The organism is Marinifilum fragile JCM 15579 (assembly GCF_001310955.1).
In the GTDB taxonomy this organism is placed as follows: domain Bacteria; phylum Bacteroidota; class Bacteroidia; order Bacteroidales; family Marinifilaceae; genus Marinifilum; species Marinifilum fragile.
Genome location: NZ_BAZX01000018.1, coordinates 33,816 through 51,366, shown reverse-complemented (window position 1 = coordinate 51,366; position 17,551 = coordinate 33,816). Strand labels below are relative to the sequence as shown.

Below are 17,551 nucleotides of genomic sequence, written 5' to 3'. Positions count from 1 at the left end.
GTAAAAAATGACTCTTTCTGTTTAAATTTTCTTATCAATTTTTAATTCACTGATACACACTTAACAATTCCCTTTTCAGCTGAAGCAAGATAAAGATTATCCTTACCATCAACGATCATTGGAATGTATGAACATCCTTTCACCAATTCTTCGATACCCGCAATTTGTTTTGCTCCTTCTTTGCTATAGATTTTGATACGAGTTGGATCTTTTTCTACAGTAACGATAGCACCATTAGATAAACTTGTTACACTAACAGGATTACAACAACCGTGGAAATCATTCACTGTTTTTCCTCTTTGTCCAAACGAAAGAATTTTCTTTCCTGTAAAATCAAAACCTTGAACACGGAATGCTCCAAGATTAGCAACCAAGATCTCTTTTTTAGCATTTACGTTAAAATCCAGAATTCCACAACATGGACGCATATCTTTCATTACAGCTCCAGCTGCTCCTGTTTCCTTATTAAACATTGCCAATTTAGCGTTTCTGTAGTCTGCAACAACCAAATTGTTATCAACAACTCTTGCTCCAGTAGCAGTAATTACATCATTAAGCATGTATTTTTTCATTTCTTTTCCATTTCCATCAAGAACTACACACTCAACTGCTTTAGGCATCATCCTTTTTATTTTTCTACCTCTAACTTTTTTCTCTACTTCTTCCTGAATGCTACATAACAAATAAATGTTATCATCTCCATCAACAGCTAAAGCCGAAGCCTGACCGCTTAAATTGGCTTTAAACTCCTTAGCAACTTCTCCCTTGGCATTAATTACCTGAACTGTTCCATCTTTCTTTAAAGCACATAGATTTCCATTCTTAAATGCTCCCAGGTAAATAATATCTTTTAATTCCTTACCTGCATATTTTGTATCAACTTTGTAAGAAACATTCTTTACATTGGCCATTAACTCATCAATGGTAACGTCTTGCTCACTTTTTTTAGCCATTTCTGCAAGGGTACTCACAATCGTAGGATTCTTCTGAAGTTGAGTATCCATTGCAGCAACCATTTTCTGAGCTTCCTTATAATTCTTACCAGAAAGTTCTCTTACTACAAGGCTAGCAGCATGAGCAGAGGCTGGATATTCCTTAATGAACTTCTCATTTAAGGCTTCCATTTCTTTTTGCTGAGGCTCTAATTTCTTCATTAATTCATCAGCTTGCTCTTTAGTGTTACCAGGCTTATAAAGCTGAGCCATAATATCCTTGTATTTTTCACGGATCAGGTTGCTTTCCTTCTGATAAATTGCATAAGTATCATGCTCTTTACTACCTGTAACTTTCATGTTAGCAAAATCCTTAACATCGGCAGTAACGGTAATTGGAGCATTTTCCACATAGATTTGTGCATAATTATTTGTTTCTGCAATTGCAAAGTAACACAAGGTTGGAATTGGGTAATCTCCTTTGATTTCAAACTTACCTTCTTTGATAATGGCAGTATCTTTTTGCATTCCCCCCTCAGTATAATGTGCAAGTTCCAGTTTTGTACCATCGGTAACACCAACAATAGTTCCAGATAAAGTCATTCCTGATTTTTCTTCTTTTGCGTTATTACATGCAAAAACACCCAGCATAGCAGCCAGGACAACTAGTAGGTTTAATTTAAATTTCATCCGTTTAGAGTTTCGTTTTTTTGTCGGATGTAAGCCACAAGATCAAAATAATCATTGTTGTATGTATTTAATAATTATTTTAATCATGCTCGTTTCATCAGATCAGTTTATAAATTTGTTTTTTTGATTGGGTAAAGTGGTTTGACTTCCTATAAAGAATTGTCAAACCACACATTAAGTTGTTAAATATAATCAATAAATTATTGACTAATTACATTTTTTCGATTTCTTCTTTTAATGCCATTACACGCTTGTCGTTCTTACCACCTTTTTCTGCATTTTTAGAAATAAATGCATTGATGTTTTCCAATGCTTTCTCTTTGTTATTTGATTTCTTATACAAACTTGCCAAGCAATAGTAACCTGCTAACATTTCACTATCCTCTTTCAGGTAATCTTCTACTGCTGTAATTGCTTTTCCATAAAGACCAGAACCTTCAAATGCAGGATCCATAGCAATTCGGTAAGTGGTATTAATTAAAATACCAGATCCCATTCTCTTGTCTGTTTTCAAGCTTTCCTTCGCCGAGGAGATCTTTTTGTTAAACCATGTATCATACTCTTTGTGCGCCAAATAGTAGGTAGAATACCAATTGTCTTCCATCATTTTTTGTTGAGGAGTTGTGAAGTCTTTCTTAGTTGCTTCAATTGCAGATTTTAATTCTTCAATTGTTCCTGTTGTAGCAATACCTGATACATATTTGTTCACTGCAGCTCCAACAACACCATCATAATCTTCCTGACCAATTCCCTCAATAGCAATAAGTTTGTCGTGATTTGCAATAATGTATTTGTAAGCTTCACTTCCAAATTCCAATGCCTCCGAATAGCCAATTACAGTAAAGGCATCAACATTAGCTAGTTTTTCTTTCGGACAATTTGTAATAAAATCTTTCCCAACAGCTCGCATCTCATCTTGCTTGTAAGCCGAATACAAGGCCTTTATATACTGTGCAACAAATTTAGGTTCACGATTGCCTTTAGCATATTTTTTCTCTAATGCTCCAATTTGTCTTGAAGGATCACCTGCAATCTTTGCCTCTTCGATTAAACCAGCAGCATCTGATCCACCAACTTTGGTATGCAGAACTTTACCATTTGCATCCATAAACAAAAGAGTTGGGTATGCTTTTACTCCATATTTCTTTTGAAGTTCAATACCTTCTCCTTTTTCCATGTCCATTTTAACATTTACAAAATGTGCATTAAAATAATCTCCTACCTCTTTCTGAGGAAAAATATTCTTTGCCAACATTTTACATGGACCACACCAAGTTGTGTAACAATCCATGAAAACCATTTTGTTTTCTTTCTTTGCTTTTGCCAAAGCTTCAGCAAAAGTTCCGTGCTCGAATTCAATTCCTTGAGCAAAAATGCTACTGGTCATAAATACAGCTAGCATTACTCCTAATAACTTCTTCATTTTGAGTTAATTTTTGTGGTAATTACCAATATTAATTTTCAATTTATACTCTTAGGACATGCCAAAAGGTAAAACGTGTGAATGGAGGATTGAATTTTTAACCTTAATTAACGTTCTGTAATCAGAATCGTTTAATCAACGGCATAAAAAATGCCAGCAGTTTTCACTGCCAGCATTCAGTCCCAAATCATAAAACAAATCCGATTTTACTCACCAAATATATTCTGAAACATTTTATCCATTGCTTCATCACTATCACCATCAGCGCCAAATCGACCGATGATTTTACCTTCCGGATCAATTAAAATTTTTGTAGGTAAGGTATGAATTGCGTACAAGTCACCAATATCATTTCCCGTTTCTTTGGTTCCGCTTAAAATATGACGCCAGATTCCAATTTGATCTTTTTTAACCGCTTTGTGCCAAGCTGGAATATTATGGTCATCGCTGGCAACACCAATAAATTCAACTCCTTTTCGATGATATTTATTATACAGTGAAATCAGATGTGGATTTCCTTTACGGCATGGACCACACCAAGATGCCCAAAAATCAAGCAACACATACTGACCTTTGAATTCTTCCAAACCAATCTCCTTGTCATTGATATCCAGCTTGCGAAAACCTGCAGCCATATTGCCAGGCGTACCAGATAGATTTTTTTCAATTTCTGATTTGATCTCTTTTCCCAAAATGCTATTCTTAATCTCATCAGAAAACAAATCATATTTTGCTTGGGCTTCTTCAGGTTTCATATGCGACATTGACCATATTAAAATGTTGGCTGTTACAAATGAATTCTGATGATCCTCCATATATTTCCGATTCACCGCATTCATTCTCGATGAAAATGGCTTTAATGCATCGTAAGCCAATTGAGCTTTGCTTTTAAGCACCAATAATTCCTCTTCGGGCAATTTCGCTTCATTCCTTTTATATAGGCCATGTTTGCTTCATTATAATCCAATGCATAAGGTTTCTGTTCTTCTCGAATGGGCTGCAACAAAGCTTCATAAACCTGCCTTTCCAACTCTATTTTCCCTCCTTCAATTTCAACCGGTAATGTTTTTCCTCCCCATTGGTCTGCTCTTGCTTTTTTCATATCACCTTTCACAGTGATTTGAGCATTTTCCATCCATAGTGAAAAACTTGCATTGCCCGGGGTAATCATAACATTCAATTCCTGAGGATAGTCCATTTTCCCTTTCAATTCAAATTCCCCCTTCTTAATGATGGCTGTCTCGAAGGTTACAGATTTTTTTTGTCCCCTGTCGTAATAACTCAAAACAATTTTCCCATCAGCTATTCCCTTTATTTCTCCTGAGAGCACATAACCATCATGTTTTTCTGCTCCACAGCTCATCATCACTGAGGTTATTAGTATTATTAGAATTGATCTCATTGTCATTTAATTAAAATCCAAAAATCTCTTTCAACTTTTTATCTAGCTCATCACCATGTAGTAATTTGGCAATAATGACTCCCTCTCTATCGATCAATACGGTTGATGGCAAATAATCCATCCCATATTCACTAATTACCCTTGCAGGACTATAATTCACAGGAAACTCATCCGCCACATTTACCCATGGAAGCTCATCATCTTTGATTGCCTTTTTCCAGGCTTTGTGGTTGCTGTCATTGGTTACTCCTAAAATCTCAAACCCTTTCTTTTGGTATTTCTGATACAATTCCTTCATGTGAAGGAAAGAGGCACGACAAGGCTTACACCAGGAAGCCCAAAAGTCAACTAATACTACCTTACCTTTCAGATCAGAAAGGCTGATCTCTTTTCCTTCAGGTGTTTTCAAGGTAAAATCCGGAGCAACTTTTCCAGGTTGTATTCTCTCTTTGGCTTTTACATCCTCCATAATATCAAGGACATTCCTGTTCTTTTGGAAAGACTCAGGAAGTTGTGCATAAAGCTCCTTTATTTGCTCAATAGAAGCTATACTTTTCAAAAAAGGAAATACTTGAGTCACAAAATACTTGTCCTTGTTTTTCTGAACAAGTTCCAATTGGGCGGTTTTCACCTCCTCTTCTAAATGAGGAGCAAGTCGACTAAGCTCTTCATTTAATTCCACGTACTCATCATGATCTTTGGCACGCTTAAGTTTTTCTGCCACATTTCTGCAGTTTGCATATTTCTCCTGTTTCAGTAGTTCACTCTTCATGTCATGAAACTGATTGACCAGCTCTTGGTTTTGAGCTCCTTTTAATGAAACTTTCTGAATATACCCTCTGTGGTCATCTTTACGATCTGCTTCCAAATTAAGGTTTCCATTTTCAAGAATTACGCCTAGGCTAATCTTAGCATCTAACAACTGCAGGATATAAGTCCCAACTTTCAAAGAGGGTTTTTCAATGGTAAATCTACCATCCACAACATTTACTGTATCAATTCCCTGAACAGATCCAACACCTCTGTCATAGGTTCCCAAAACAATCTTGTCGTTCTTTACTCCTTTGATGTGTCCATGCAATACGAACTGATTTTTTTCGCCACAAGAAAACAATGTAGTAACAAGTACTAATGCAACCAATATTCTCATTATATAGTATTTTAAGGTACAGATGTACCGATTAATTTTAATTCGATTAAGAGTGTATCATTCCGGCTCATGCATTAAGGCATGAAGAGAGTTGTTATTAAAAATGTGCGAGGATGGGTATTTTGTTGATAAGTATAACTACCAACTAAAAGAGTTAAAATTGCGCACGGTAATATACCGTACGCAAATAAAATATTAATAGGTATTTTGCTCAATCACTCCATTACTAGAGATAACTTCACTTTCAGGAATAGGGGCAGCATATCTTCTGTCATTCTTTTCCAAAGTATAAGTTTTAATCGGCTGATCATCCAAAATATTCAAATCACTATATGGATAGAAAGTTTTTGAAACAACTACATCATCACCAGAATAGTCATTGTTATTCAACCTTCTTAGATCATACCATCTAATAACAATAGGCATTTCTCTTCTTCTTTCATCCAATATTTTACCGATTGCTTCATCTTGAGAACTAGCTACCAAGTTAACGTCACCAGTAGGGTCAATTCTTTTTTCCCTTAAAACATTAACCGTATTTATAGCTTCCTGCCATTGTCCTTGACGAGCCTGACATTCCGCTTTAATCAATAACATTTCTGGGACATTTGTTCCTCCATAAGTGGAATATGTATCATGCATGAAAGCTGGATAATCATATGTAGAACCTACCTTGTAGGAATAATGCTCTACATAGAAATATTTCCATCGCAAATCTTTATCCTTACTACCATCCTTGTCATATACATCCATCAAAGATTGGCTTGGAAATCTCCATGTGGTTGCACCTCCAAAACCTGAACCTACTGTAGAATTAAAATATTCCTCACTCCAAGAATTTGGATCCCAATTTTGATAAGTAGCAGGATAATTCAATTCATAATCCACTACTACACCGTCGATTGTAATACTTCTTGGTTCAGGAGAGTTCCACGAATATCCAAAACTGTTCAAGTCCTTTATGTTTTCAATCCCATAACCACTCAAAGCCTCCTCTGCATATTCCAACGCTTTGGCATAGTCGTGTTTTACCAAATAGAACCTTGCTGCAAAGGCATTCACTGCAGGAGTCGTTACTCGACTAGGACTATTAAAACCAATCGCATCTGTTAAAGCCACATCTAATTTTAAAGCATCCGTTACATCTTGCTCAATCATCTCAAACACCTCTCCAATGGTAGCTCTTTTTACAGACTCATCAAAAGCTGTTGATTTTTTTAAAGGAACACCAGGTTCATTTAAATTGGCACTACTATAAGGCAAGGCATATAAATTAACCAATGAGAAATAATTATATGCTCTTTTAAATTTAGCCTGAGCTTCCAACCTAGACTTTTCAGAGTCCGTTGCATCTGCATTCGGTAGTATATTTAAGACCATATTCGATCTAAAAATATTCTGATATCTGTATAACCAGAAATAATCTTTGTAATTAACTGCAGAAACTTGTCTTTCCCAGGTAGCAGCATGAATATCCTGTATAGGATACAAGGTTTTCATTCCCTTATAAAGGTTCACATTTGGCTCTACATCATCTGATGAAAACATTAAGTAATGAGAAATCTCATCTTCTCGGTAAGCTCCTGCTAAAATTAATTCTAAATCTTCAACAGTTTCAGGCACAACACCTTGTGATTTAGATGGTCTTTCTTCCAAAAAATCATCACAACCAGTCATCGCAAAAGATGAAATAAGAAGTGATCCCAGTATAATATTTTTAAATAGCTTCATAATTCAACTTTGTTTTAGAAATTAAACTTACATCCGAACGTATAGCTTACCCCAGGTTTAATTGATCCTTTAGGGTAAACAGGATCCTGGTTGTATTTATTAAATGTGATAACCCCAACATTATTGGCCTGTGCATAAAGGCTTAATCCTTTTAAACCTATTTTATTCAACATCTTTTTAGGCATATTATAAGTAAGGTTTATTTCCTCAATTCTAATGTTATCAGCATTTACAGTTAAATAATCCAAAATTCCAACATAATACCCATATCTTCTATAATTAGATGAACCTTCTGCAGGTACTGGTACAATCTCATTTGGATCTCCATTTATAACTTCTTTATAAAACTCATTGATATTTCCCTTTCCAGCACTCATACTAGGATAATTAAATGAGGTTCTTCTGAAAATGTGTCCAAAATACCCAGTCATAATAAAAGACAAATCAAAATCATGAATCTTGAAATGGTTAGTGAATCCCATTGTTACTGGTGGGTTATATGTTCCTTCATTCGTAACAAAATCTTTATTCACAAAAGATGTTGGTCCATAGCCTGAAAAGTCAACATACTTTTTTCCATCTCTTGAAACAATTGATGGTCTCATATCAGGATTTTCTGCAGTACCAAAATTATGCATTCCTCCATATTTCATTCCCCACACTGTGTGGGCATTATATCCTTCTACAAATTCCCAACCAGAACCATTTCCGTACATTCTGTAATTAAGCGTCGCATCATCTTTGTACAATGAGGTTATCTTGTTCTTATTGTAGGCAAAGTTTAAGTTACCTGTCCATATTATTTGATTGCCTTTGATTGGCAATTTAGTTCCAACACTAATCTCAATACCACGGTTATACATCTCTACCGCATTAATAGATTGAGAATCGTCACCATTAACAGCTGGAATAGAAACCATAGAAATTAGATCCTCTCCTTTCTTGTTGTAGACATCAATTTTCCCAAACAGTCTTCCTCTAAATAAGCTAAAGTCAAAGCCTAAATCGAAAGTTCCTGTCTTTTCCCAACTTAAAGATGGATTTCCATAGTTTGAGATAATACCCATTGCAGTCCCTGTGTATGAGTTATACCCCCAGTACGAAATTAACGGATCAACTGATGTTTCTTTGTTTACATTACCATTAAAACCATAAGTTGCACGAAGTGTCAAACGATCAACAAAATCTAAATCTTTCATAAAATCTTCTTTACTCAATTGCCAACCTGCTCCGATTGACCAGAATGGAGAATAACGCGACTTTGGATCTGAAGAAATTAAATTTGAAGCATCTGTTCTGTAACTTCCAGAAAGGGTATACTTATCATTGTAGGTATAGGCTAAATTCCCATAAACTGAAAAATACTTGTCAATACCATCACTAATACGATTCTCTGCAAATGGCATATCTCTTAGTGTTTGCCCTAGCATATCCTTCAATGGATTCATTGGATCCGAAGAACCATGAGGCCATGAAGTATATGTCAATCTCTTTTCGTTGAAACCATATTTTCTGCCATAAGTTGTCCCATCAATTGTTCTTTTGGTAATTTCAGTACCTGCAATAAAATTGATGGCATGCTGTTTATAAGTACGAGCAAAATTGATCTGGTTTCGAATATTATACGCTTTTGTCTCTGAAGTACTTTCGTCAACTATTGAACCCTTAGGTAAATTAGGATCTACTGTAGCAGGATTTCCAATTGTCCAGGCAGTAGCTTTGTTTACATTGTATCTTACCTCGTAAGAATCTTCAGAATAGATACTCTTGGAATCATTCTTAAAAATCTCATACTGAAACTTTGTATCAAATGTCAATCCTTCTAAAAGTTTCACTTTTAATCCAGCCTGAACTCTAGAGTTAATAGACTTGAAGTTTTTATCTCTATTTCTTCTCTCTTGAATGGGATTGTATCCCCAGTTTTCATAAGGAAATTCTGAACCAGTATCCTTTACAAATCGATTAATTAATGGCATATACAAACCACGTTGAACATCTGCATAAGAACCATCCTCATTCAATAACATATCATATGGTGACATTGCCTGAATATCACTCAAACTTACACCATTATTATTTCTATCATTATATTGAAACATTCCTGAAAAGTTGAAATCCAACCAATCAGCTAACTTCACTTTATTTCTATAGTTAATATTGTACTTCTTTCTGTCATTTCCTTTGAAATAATCATTACCACTTTCGAACAATAAAGAAAGAGTGTTGGAAAGATTTTCAGAACCACCAGAAATGATAACATTATGCTGCTGAGTAAATGGTGAAGCCAACAAATTATCTTTTATTTGCTTCTTGTTGTTTTGACTCTTCAACTTCGCTAATGTAGCATTCATATCTGCATCAGATAAGAATCCTAAGCGGTTTTCATTCATTGCAATCACTGCTGATGAATAATACTGATCCGTATTATATGAGTCCAATACTTGATTAAAATCATTTTCAATTGGCTTCGAGCTGCCTCCAAAAAAACCTGTATTAAATCCCATCTTTTCATACTCCACCACTTCAGCACTCGAGGCCAGTGGATTTGCATAATCCAAATCCATTTTAGACTCGAACTTTACCCATGATGAAACTTCTACTTTTACATCTCCTTTCTTGGCTTTCTTAGTAGTGATTACGATAACACCATTTGCCGAACGAGCACCCCAAATTGAAGCTGCTGCTGCATCCTTTAACACTGTTACACTTTCAATATCATTTGGATTAATTGACTCCAAGTCTCCCTCGATAGCGAAACCATCAACAACAATAAGTGGACTTGAATTCGCACCTAAACTTGTTACACCTCTAATCTGGAGCCCACCTTCATCGTCATACTGTGTTCCTAATCTCTTATGTAGACCTACAACTGTACCGACCAGTCGATCTGCAACACTTGAACTAGGTTTATTGATCTGAACTTTATCAACTTTATCGTAAGATCCTGTTGCCCTTTCTTTAGCAATGGTTTGATATCCTGTAACAACTACTTCAGCCATTTGTTCCGTATCAGCAAAAAGAGTAACATTTACCACCTCCTGACCTGTAAAGGCAATTTCCTGTGAAACCATTCCAATAAAAGAAAACACCAAAGTTTTCTGACCTTCTTCCAATCTTAAGGTGTAATTTCCGTCTACATCTGTTGCGGTTCCAATTGATGTTCCCTTTACTAAAATTGATACACCAGGAAGTGCTGCTCCGGTTTCATCAGTTACCTTTCCTTTTACTGTTTTTTCTTGATCAACAGGAGTAGTTTCAACTACTGGAGCAACAAATTTTCTTTCTGAAATAATGATTACATTATCGTCTAGCTGGTAATCCAGATCGCGCTCATGCAAAACATCTTCCAATAATTCTTTTAAATCTTCATGATTCACTTCAAGACTTACCGTTTTTTTGCTGAGAACCAAATCATAATTGTAAAGAAATTCATAATCGGTCTGATCAGCGATCTCCGAAAAGAACTCGATTAAGTTAGCATTATGCATACTCATGTTTACCATCGCATTCTGCCCTTTCACATTTGCCGATAGTTGTAAAACACCAACCAGCATCAACATCGTAAGCAACTTCATACGCATTAAAGTTTTCTTCCACCTTCTTTTCTCAAAAAAGGAGGTGATTCCAAATGAATTTTTCATAAATTTGTAAGGATTACAGTTACACATATGTATTCATCTATTGATTCCATTCACTGATGAATACGGTAATTATTATCATTTCGGGTTTGTTGGTAGCAAACCCGTTTTTTGTTTCATATATATTGGGTTTTGTTAGTAACTAGTCATTAGCCACTAGCAATTCATCATTTTGGTTTAATTGTAATTATTTTCCTTCTAAACACCCCTCTAAATCTCCCCTAAAAGGGAGACTTTCTGGTTGGTATAAGTTCGAAAACATCCTACTTTATTCGTCATTGTTAATTCGTAATTCCTAATTGATTTAGTATTGTTTCTGAACGATTATGGTATTGTCCTTGAAGAAAAACTTCACTTCATTGGTTTTCTCCAACATTCCTAATAATCGATCCAGACTTTCGTATCGTTTTAAAGTTCCTGTAAAGTTGATATCTCCAGCTGTATTATTTTGGTAGAATACTTTCACATCGTACCAACGAGAAACCTTGTTCATAATGTCATACAAGCTGGATTGCTCGAATACAAACTTTCCATCTTTCCATGATGTATATAAATCCACATTCACTTTTTTGTTTTCCAATTCCCTATCCCCTTTAGAGAATACAGCCTGATACCCTGGGTCTAGTATAAGGTTCGTACCTGGGTTTTTACTGTCCATTACTGCCACGCTACCTTCAACCAAAGTGGTTTGAATCGCTTTATCATCAGCATAAGAAGAGATATTGAATTGAGTTCCCAAAACTCTCACATCAATTCCTTGCGTTTTCACGATAAATGGTCGATTCTTGTCTTTGCTTACCTCAAAATATGCTTCTCCTTCTAACAACACCACTCTCTCTCCATTCGGAAACTTGGTTGGATATCTCAATCTGGTTTCCGAATTCACCCATACCTTGGTTCCATCTTCCAGTTCCAACTGAAACTCTCCCCCACGAGGCACCACCAAGCTGTTGTAACTTATTAACTCGTTTGCCTTGTTGCTGGCATCGTAAACCAAACCTGTACCTGTATTATTGATCACAGTTCCATCATTCTCCTTGATTGTACTCTTTTTACGGTCAGCATCCAAGTCCAGAACTTTACCATCGGCTAAAACCAGCTCAGCTTTATTCGAACCTGGCTCCATGGCTGTTAACCATTGTTCCTCTTTAGAAATACCAGCCTCTTCATGTCCCAGGTACATCATCACCGAAAACAAGCCAATCATCAATAAAATGGATGCAGCATAAGGCAGTACTTTTCTGAAAGTTTTTATGCGTAACTCTTTTCGAGTTTCTCTCATTTTGCCAAGATGCTTCTCAAAAGCTCTGTCCACATTTGCTTCACGGGCCATTAATGACTTTTTGGCTTCGGATGAAAATTGCCTTAAACCTTGGTAGAATCGTTTATTTCCATTATTGCTCAACCATGCTTCCAGCTCCTTATTCTCTTCGCTGGTAACTGGCTGCCCTCCAATTGATCTGGAAATAATATCAATAATTCTTTCTTCCATTTGTAATTTTTTTCAATCTATAGATATCATGTATACAACCTTAGGACAAAGCAGTTTTGAAATGATGTGAAAGCTTTTTCATTTTTTTCACTTTTTTTGAAAAAGTCTTTACTGAAAAGATACAATATTCTAAGTTTATGGAAGGTATAATGAAGTCCTGAAAAAGTCTAGAACAAGTCAAAAGAGTATTGAAGAATTGAAACAATCTTGGGAACTTGAAAGCTTGTGGTTTGAAGCTAACTGCTATTTATGAAAGAAAAGCATGTAGAACAAATGCGGAGATTTTAGTTTTTCGCGCAACATCTTAAATGCACGAACCATATGAGTTCTGACGGTATTCATTGATACATTCAATTCCTCGGCTGCCTCGTTATAAGTATATCCACTTACACAGCAAAGCATAAACACCTCTCTGCACTTTTCAGGAAGTTCATTAATAGCAGAATAAATTTGCTGAGAATTCTCTATACTTTGCTCATTGGCTTTGGGAGCTGATTCTTTTTCCTCTAAATGCTCTATGTCGTGAATCAATTTCTTTTCGCGTTGCAAATAATTCAAGCACGAATTTTTAACGGCACGATAGATGTATGATTGTAAGTTTGAAGTGACGGATTTGTATCGTTTCTTTTCCCAAAAACTGATAAAAAAATCCTGAACCACATCCTCTGCAGCCTCACTATCCTTTAGTATGCTATTGGCCCACAAGAACAGATCCTGGTAGTAATGTTTAAAGAATGCCTCGTACGCTTTACGACTTCCGCTACGCAACAGTTCATCCAAAATGTATTTTGACTCAGGCATGTGGTTATTTAGAATAGTGGGTTAATGCAAGCAAAAATAGAAGTTTTTTTTGAAGAAGGAAATGGATTTGTATACAAGGAAACTCTTAAAATTACGCAACCTGAGATATTAAGATAATCAGAAGTTATATCTTTGAATACAGAAAATATCTACAACTCAAACAAAAATCTAATCCAAGCAAAAGTAAAATGAGAATCATCCAAATTATAATTCTTAGTATTGTTTTTTACTCTTGTAGCAACAATAAAAATCAAAATAACTCCAATTCTGAAGTTGCTGAAAGTAAACAATCAGCGGAAAGTCCGGAAGCATTCGCACAGTACCGCGATATCACAGGTTTAGAGTAGATGCAGAAGAATTTTATCGATTGATACAAACTTGCGATAGTGCTAAAATTTACGACATCCGTCCAAGAGAAGTATACATTTCGGAACCCAGAATTAAGGGAGCCAAATTAATTTACGATTTCAGCTATTTCAAAGAAGCACTTCAAAATTTACACCGCGATCATCAAATCATGGTATACTGCGGTAAAGAACTTCGAAGTCCTGCTGCTGTTAACGCTTTGGTAAAATTGGGCTTTAACAATGTATACGAATTGCAAGGTGGATTGGCAGCGTGGAAAAACAAAAGGCTTCCTTTGGTAGATACGGATGGAAATGAGTACAAATATTCATCCATGAAATAATTTTCTTGTTCATGTGTAAACCACAATAAACAACTATCAAATTGTTACTTAAATAAGGCAATCTACTTTCAAAAAATAAAATTAAAGGTTTTTTAACAAATAAATTCTTCTTTTCGTTCACCCATTTCTAACAATCGACTGTTATTGTATTGTAATTATTAAAAATAAATAATCAGCTTAATCGCTAAGGGGGAAAAATGAAGAAGAGAGAGATTGCCGCACCAAAAAGTGCAATGGGTTTTAAAGGCAACAATGAGAAAGCTAGAAAAAGCAGCAAAACAAGTATTAAAAGACTTGCTGTTGTATTTATTCTATTAGCCTTTTGTATGCCAATAAGCAAAAATGTGCTGGCAAATAAGGAAGAAAAAATTAAACCTGGAAAGAAACAAGCTACACTGATTCTATCAGATGGCAGTAAGTTAATTCTGGGTGCAAGTACCGATACCATTGTAAGTTCGAAAACAACCGGTATTCGTATCATTGTAGATTCTACTGGAATCAATTACATCTCGATTGATAGTTTGAAGAAAATTCATAAAACCCACAAAGTGGATTCAGTAAAAACACAAAAGCCTCAAAAAAAATAGGCAATTGAATTGACAATAAATCATTTTGTGTTTGAATTAAAAAGGAAAGATCTACCACAGAGAGGTCTTTCCTTTTTTTATGCCTTCTTTTTAACTATTCGCTGGGATAAGCGCAAATGGCTTACGTGTAAAGTTGCATAATCTATTGGTGCACAAAAAAAGCAGCCACTCCCAAATGTGGCTGCTCCATTTACTAATCAACATATCTATTTCATCTAGTTCCTCAGAATGATTTCGAGTAAAATTTAATAATTCATAAGTAACCGATAACACAGATAAAAGCCCTTATTATTACAATTTGTCAATTGCTTCCTTTAAACGGGTAACAGAAGGATGTGTATTGTTACCACCAGCTTTGCCATTTTCGATGATGAAAATATCAAAAGCGCTCGCAGCTTTCTCCTTATCCTTCTTGTGCAGATAAAGTTTTGCCAACATCATATTTCCCATGATGATTCCATTTTCTCTGTCAGCGGCAAATGTTTGAGCAATCTTGATAAAATCATCTACTATTTCTTTTTGGGCGGCCAGTTTTTCCGTTCTTAAAATCTCATCACATATGTTGTAATAAGTAAAAACATTTCCTTTATTGCCTTTTGATGCTTCTGCCTCCTTGATTTTAAGATCGTACCATGTTTGCAATTGATTGTTTGCTATGTAATAGGTATACTTTAAACTTTTCTTTGTATGCTCTAAATTATCATTTGGAAATTCCCTATGACATCTATCGGTTTCATCATTCAGTTCTTTTAAGCTTTTACACTCTTTGGCATACTGTTCCAAATGCGCATAATAAGCAGAACCAAATAATGTTGCATATTCATATGGCTCAGTAATTTCTTTTAGCTTGTCCTTATTCGCCAATAAGCAGTTGAATTCTTTTGAGCCGTACGGAAATTTAGCAGATGAAATCACATAGAACTGTTCTTTATTTAAGTATTTTTCCAAAGAGGTTCTATTGATGATTTCTTTAGCAACAATGGACATTGTTTCCTTGTCATACAGGGCTTTTACTGCATTCAGATAAGTCATTAAAAATTCCAAATCTCGGTTCCCGCTCTGGTACTTGGTTCGAAGGGTTCCAATACGCAATTCCGGGTTCAAAGCTGCCTTTGCGCCTTTGATTAAATCTTCAGCCGGCATCCCTCCAACTAACTTGTGAACTACCTTACCGTGGGCATCGATAAATAGCAAGCTAGGATAAGAAGTTATACCATATTTCTTGTTTAAGGCAATCCCCTCTCCTTTTTCCATATCCATTTTTACATTCACAAAATTCTTATTGAAGTAATCTCCAACTTCCTTTTGTGGAAAAATGTCTTTTGCCAAATACTTGCACGGACCACACCAACTGGTATAGCAGTCCATAAAAACCAACTTATTTTCTTTTTTTGCTTTTGCCAAAGCTTCTTTAAAAGTTCCATGTTCAAACTCAATGCCTTGAGCAAACAAGCCACTACAGATAAATGTAGCTACTATAAGTACTAAAACCTTTTTCATTACCATTAAATAATTTATTACAAGAATTCCGAGACAAATGAACTCAACTCATTTATTCTTAATTAAAGTCAAAATTTTCTTAGGCTGGTAGGGTGTAGAGAATTAGCCCCGAAATTAATCGGGGCTACTATGGTTACCTACTAACGAGGGTTTTGTTCTATTTCAGGATTCTTTAAGATGTACTTTCTTGCTATTGGCTGAGCCCACTTATTATCTCCCGGCGATAAAATATGCGACTCTCCCGCTACACTGTGATCGATGGAAATATTTGCATCATCATATGCATTGTAACGCTTAATGTCAAACCATCTTGATCCCTTAAAGGCAAGCTCTCTTCTTCTCTCCTGCTTTACTTTTTGTAGAGCATCTGCAGCATCCGTAGCTATTAGTTCAGTATAAGCTTCTGTCTTAATTCTGTTTTGACGAATCAAATTCACATCCGACATTGCATCACTAATATTTCCATTTCTTGCATTACATTCAGCTCTGGTCAATATCATTTCAGGTACAGATAATCCACACGTTCTTCCTACCAAATACTCTTGCAAATATATCTTGTCGGCATAAGGAGGGAACCACTCCGTTTCGAACATACCTGTAAATCTTAAATCATTGTCCAAATCATATACAGCTTTCAATTGTTGACTTGGATAGATCAATTCATACGAATTTTGTGGTTCTTTCCACAAAATTTGTTCTTTGTTTTCGTAGTTATTCGGTAAATCAATCATATTTGCATACCAAGCATTCTTTGGCAATTCATTGTAGTTATACATGAAATTATAGTATGATAAAGATTCATCCGCATTCGAAAGTGCTTTGTTAAAATCACCCATCAACAAGTATGTTCTCGCCAAAAGTGCACTGGCCGAAGCCTTTGAAGGACGATAAGATTGCTCCTGAACATTAGGCAAATCATTATACACTGCATCTAAGTCGCTTAAAATTAAATCATATACTTCCTTTACTGTAGATCGCTCCAAACTTCCTTCAATAACAGGTTCAATAAGCAAGGGAACTCCTAAATCGGTTGCGGCAGTAGATGGATTATAGTGCTTTCCATATAAATTTACCAGATTTAAGTAGGCAAAAGCTCTGTGTACAATTGCCTCTGCATACAATTGGTTCTTTTCGTCCTCGCCTCCTGTTGCGGATTTTACTTCGGCAATAACAATATTGCACATGTAAATCTGATTGTAAATTGTTGACCAATCAGGATCTTCCTGCTCTTCCAGATAGATATGATCCTCAAAAGTGTATGCATTTCTTGTGCTCTCACCATATTTACTTTCGAATCGATCATCGGTAATTACAACATCATCACTCAAAAACAAATCTCCTCCGTAACTCTCAACAACACCAACAGATTCTCCTCGCGAATAGGCTTGATCCATCAGTAATCGATAATCCTCTACTTTTTGAGGTATAATTTTCCCTTTGGGTTTGATATCCAACCAATCATCACATGACGTAAATAGCATCAGTAATGCGACTATATATATGTATGTTCTCATTTT

General features: G+C 35.6%; 14 protein-coding genes. 3 read left to right on the top strand and 11 right to left on the bottom strand.

All coding sequences use genetic code 11. The annotated features are described in order from the left end of the window. Positions 1–41 precede the first annotated feature (41 nt). The 9 genes from JCM15579_RS13370 to JCM15579_RS13330 all read right to left on the bottom strand — a co-directional run bounded on the left by JCM15579_RS13370 (position 42) and on the right by JCM15579_RS13330 (position 13,259). Positions 42–1,622, bottom strand: a complete 1,581-nt coding sequence (locus JCM15579_RS13370) for a DUF4369 domain-containing protein (protein WP_054720952.1) — start codon at positions 1,620–1,622, stop codon at positions 42–44. A 211-nt stretch (positions 1,623–1,833) separates the two neighbouring features. Beyond that, entirely contained in the window at positions 1,834–3,045 is a 1,212-nt protein-coding gene (locus JCM15579_RS13365; protein ID WP_054720949.1) for a thioredoxin family protein, read from the bottom strand. A gap of 206 nt (positions 3,046–3,251) precedes the next feature. Continuing rightward, positions 3,252–3,962 (bottom strand): TlpA family protein disulfide reductase, encoded by a 711-nt coding sequence (locus JCM15579_RS13360; RefSeq protein WP_172677434.1) that lies wholly within the window; start codon positions 3,960–3,962, stop codon positions 3,252–3,254. After that, entirely contained in the window at positions 3,902–4,447 is a 546-nt protein-coding gene (locus JCM15579_RS13355; protein ID WP_172677433.1) for a DUF4369 domain-containing protein, read from the bottom strand. The genes JCM15579_RS13360 and JCM15579_RS13355 overlap by 61 nt, the downstream gene beginning before the upstream one ends. Before the next feature lie 10 nt (positions 4,448–4,457). Continuing rightward, positions 4,458–5,597: a TlpA disulfide reductase family protein gene (locus tag JCM15579_RS13350; RefSeq protein WP_054720942.1), complete on the bottom strand. Its 1,140-nt coding sequence runs from the start codon at positions 5,595–5,597 to the stop codon at positions 4,458–4,460. 195 nt (positions 5,598–5,792) lie between these two features. Then, the gene (locus JCM15579_RS13345) at positions 5,793–7,328 is read right to left on the bottom strand and encodes a RagB/SusD family nutrient uptake outer membrane protein (RefSeq protein ID WP_054720940.1); all 1,536 of its coding nucleotides are present in this window, start codon (positions 7,326–7,328) and stop codon (positions 5,793–5,795) included. A 14-nt stretch (positions 7,329–7,342) separates the two neighbouring features. Continuing rightward, positions 7,343–10,969: a SusC/RagA family TonB-linked outer membrane protein gene (locus JCM15579_RS13340; protein ID WP_054720938.1), complete on the bottom strand. Its 3,627-nt coding sequence runs from the start codon at positions 10,967–10,969 to the stop codon at positions 7,343–7,345. 301 nt (positions 10,970–11,270) lie between these two features. Beyond that, complete coding sequence (locus tag JCM15579_RS13335) at positions 11,271–12,458, bottom strand: FecR family protein (RefSeq protein ID WP_054720936.1); 1,188 nt, start codon at positions 12,456–12,458, stop codon at positions 11,271–11,273. Positions 12,459–12,701: 243 nt separating this feature from the next. Further along, positions 12,702–13,259, bottom strand: a complete 558-nt coding sequence (locus JCM15579_RS13330; protein WP_054720935.1) for an RNA polymerase sigma factor — start codon at positions 13,257–13,259, stop codon at positions 12,702–12,704. Positions 13,260–13,447: 188 nt separating this feature from the next. Between JCM15579_RS13330 and JCM15579_RS20285 the strand changes: the two genes are divergently transcribed. The 3 genes from JCM15579_RS20285 (at position 13,448) to JCM15579_RS13320 (ending at position 14,534) form a co-directional block, all read left to right on the top strand. Further along, positions 13,448–13,606, top strand: a complete 159-nt coding sequence (locus tag JCM15579_RS20285; protein WP_157471476.1) for a hypothetical protein — start codon at positions 13,448–13,450, stop codon at positions 13,604–13,606. After that, positions 13,549–13,947, top strand: a complete 399-nt coding sequence (locus JCM15579_RS13325) for a rhodanese-like domain-containing protein (protein WP_083464683.1) — start codon at positions 13,549–13,551, stop codon at positions 13,945–13,947. Before JCM15579_RS20285 ends, JCM15579_RS13325 begins: the two co-directional genes overlap by 58 nt. A gap of 197 nt (positions 13,948–14,144) precedes the next feature. Next, a complete protein-coding gene (locus JCM15579_RS13320) occupies positions 14,145–14,534 on the top strand; it encodes a hypothetical protein (RefSeq protein ID WP_054720931.1) in 390 nt (129 codons plus the stop codon). Positions 14,535–14,825: 291 nt separating this feature from the next. Here the strand turns inward: JCM15579_RS13320 and JCM15579_RS13315 are convergent, their stop codons facing one another. After that, positions 14,826–16,034, bottom strand: coding sequence for a thioredoxin family protein (locus tag JCM15579_RS13315; RefSeq protein ID WP_157471475.1), 1,209 nt, complete (start codon positions 16,032–16,034; stop codon positions 14,826–14,828). Between the two features lie 140 nt (positions 16,035–16,174). Continuing rightward, positions 16,175–17,548 (bottom strand): RagB/SusD family nutrient uptake outer membrane protein, encoded by a 1,374-nt coding sequence (locus JCM15579_RS13310; RefSeq protein ID WP_083464682.1) that lies wholly within the window; start codon positions 17,546–17,548, stop codon positions 16,175–16,177. Between the last annotated feature and the right edge of the window lie 3 nt (positions 17,549–17,551).

Excerpts from the sequence above, each read along its gene's own strand:
- JCM15579_RS13350 (WP_054720942.1), bottom strand. The coding sequence starts at position 5,597 with ATGAGAATATTGGTTGCATTAGTACTTGTTACTACATTGTTTTCTTGT.
- JCM15579_RS13365 (WP_054720949.1), bottom strand. The coding sequence starts at position 3,045 with ATGAAGAAGTTATTAGGAGTAATGCTAGCTGTATTTATGACCAGTAGC.
- JCM15579_RS13335 (WP_054720936.1), bottom strand. The coding sequence starts at position 12,458 with ATGGAAGAAAGAATTATTGATATTATTTCCAGATCAATTGGAGGGCAG.
- JCM15579_RS13320 (WP_054720931.1), top strand. The coding sequence starts at position 14,145 with ATGAAGAAGAGAGAGATTGCCGCACCAAAAAGTGCAATGGGTTTTAAA.
- JCM15579_RS13370 (WP_054720952.1), bottom strand. The coding sequence starts at position 1,622 with ATGAAATTTAAATTAAACCTACTAGTTGTCCTGGCTGCTATGCTGGGT.
- JCM15579_RS13330 (WP_054720935.1), bottom strand. The coding sequence starts at position 13,259 with ATGCCTGAGTCAAAATACATTTTGGATGAACTGTTGCGTAGCGGAAGT.
- JCM15579_RS13355 (WP_172677433.1), bottom strand. The coding sequence starts at position 4,447 with ATGAGATCAATTCTAATAATACTAATAACCTCAGTGATGATGAGCTGT.
- JCM15579_RS13345 (WP_054720940.1), bottom strand. The coding sequence starts at position 7,328 with ATGAAGCTATTTAAAAATATTATACTGGGATCACTTCTTATTTCATCT.
- JCM15579_RS13340 (WP_054720938.1), bottom strand. The coding sequence starts at position 10,969 with ATGAAAAATTCATTTGGAATCACCTCCTTTTTTGAGAAAAGAAGGTGG.
- JCM15579_RS13315 (WP_157471475.1), bottom strand. The coding sequence starts at position 16,034 with ATGAAAAAGGTTTTAGTACTTATAGTAGCTACATTTATCTGTAGTGGC.
- JCM15579_RS20285 (WP_157471476.1), top strand. The coding sequence starts at position 13,448 with ATGAGAATCATCCAAATTATAATTCTTAGTATTGTTTTTTACTCTTGT.
- JCM15579_RS13310 (WP_083464682.1), bottom strand. The coding sequence starts at position 17,548 with ATGAGAACATACATATATATAGTCGCATTACTGATGCTATTTACGTCA.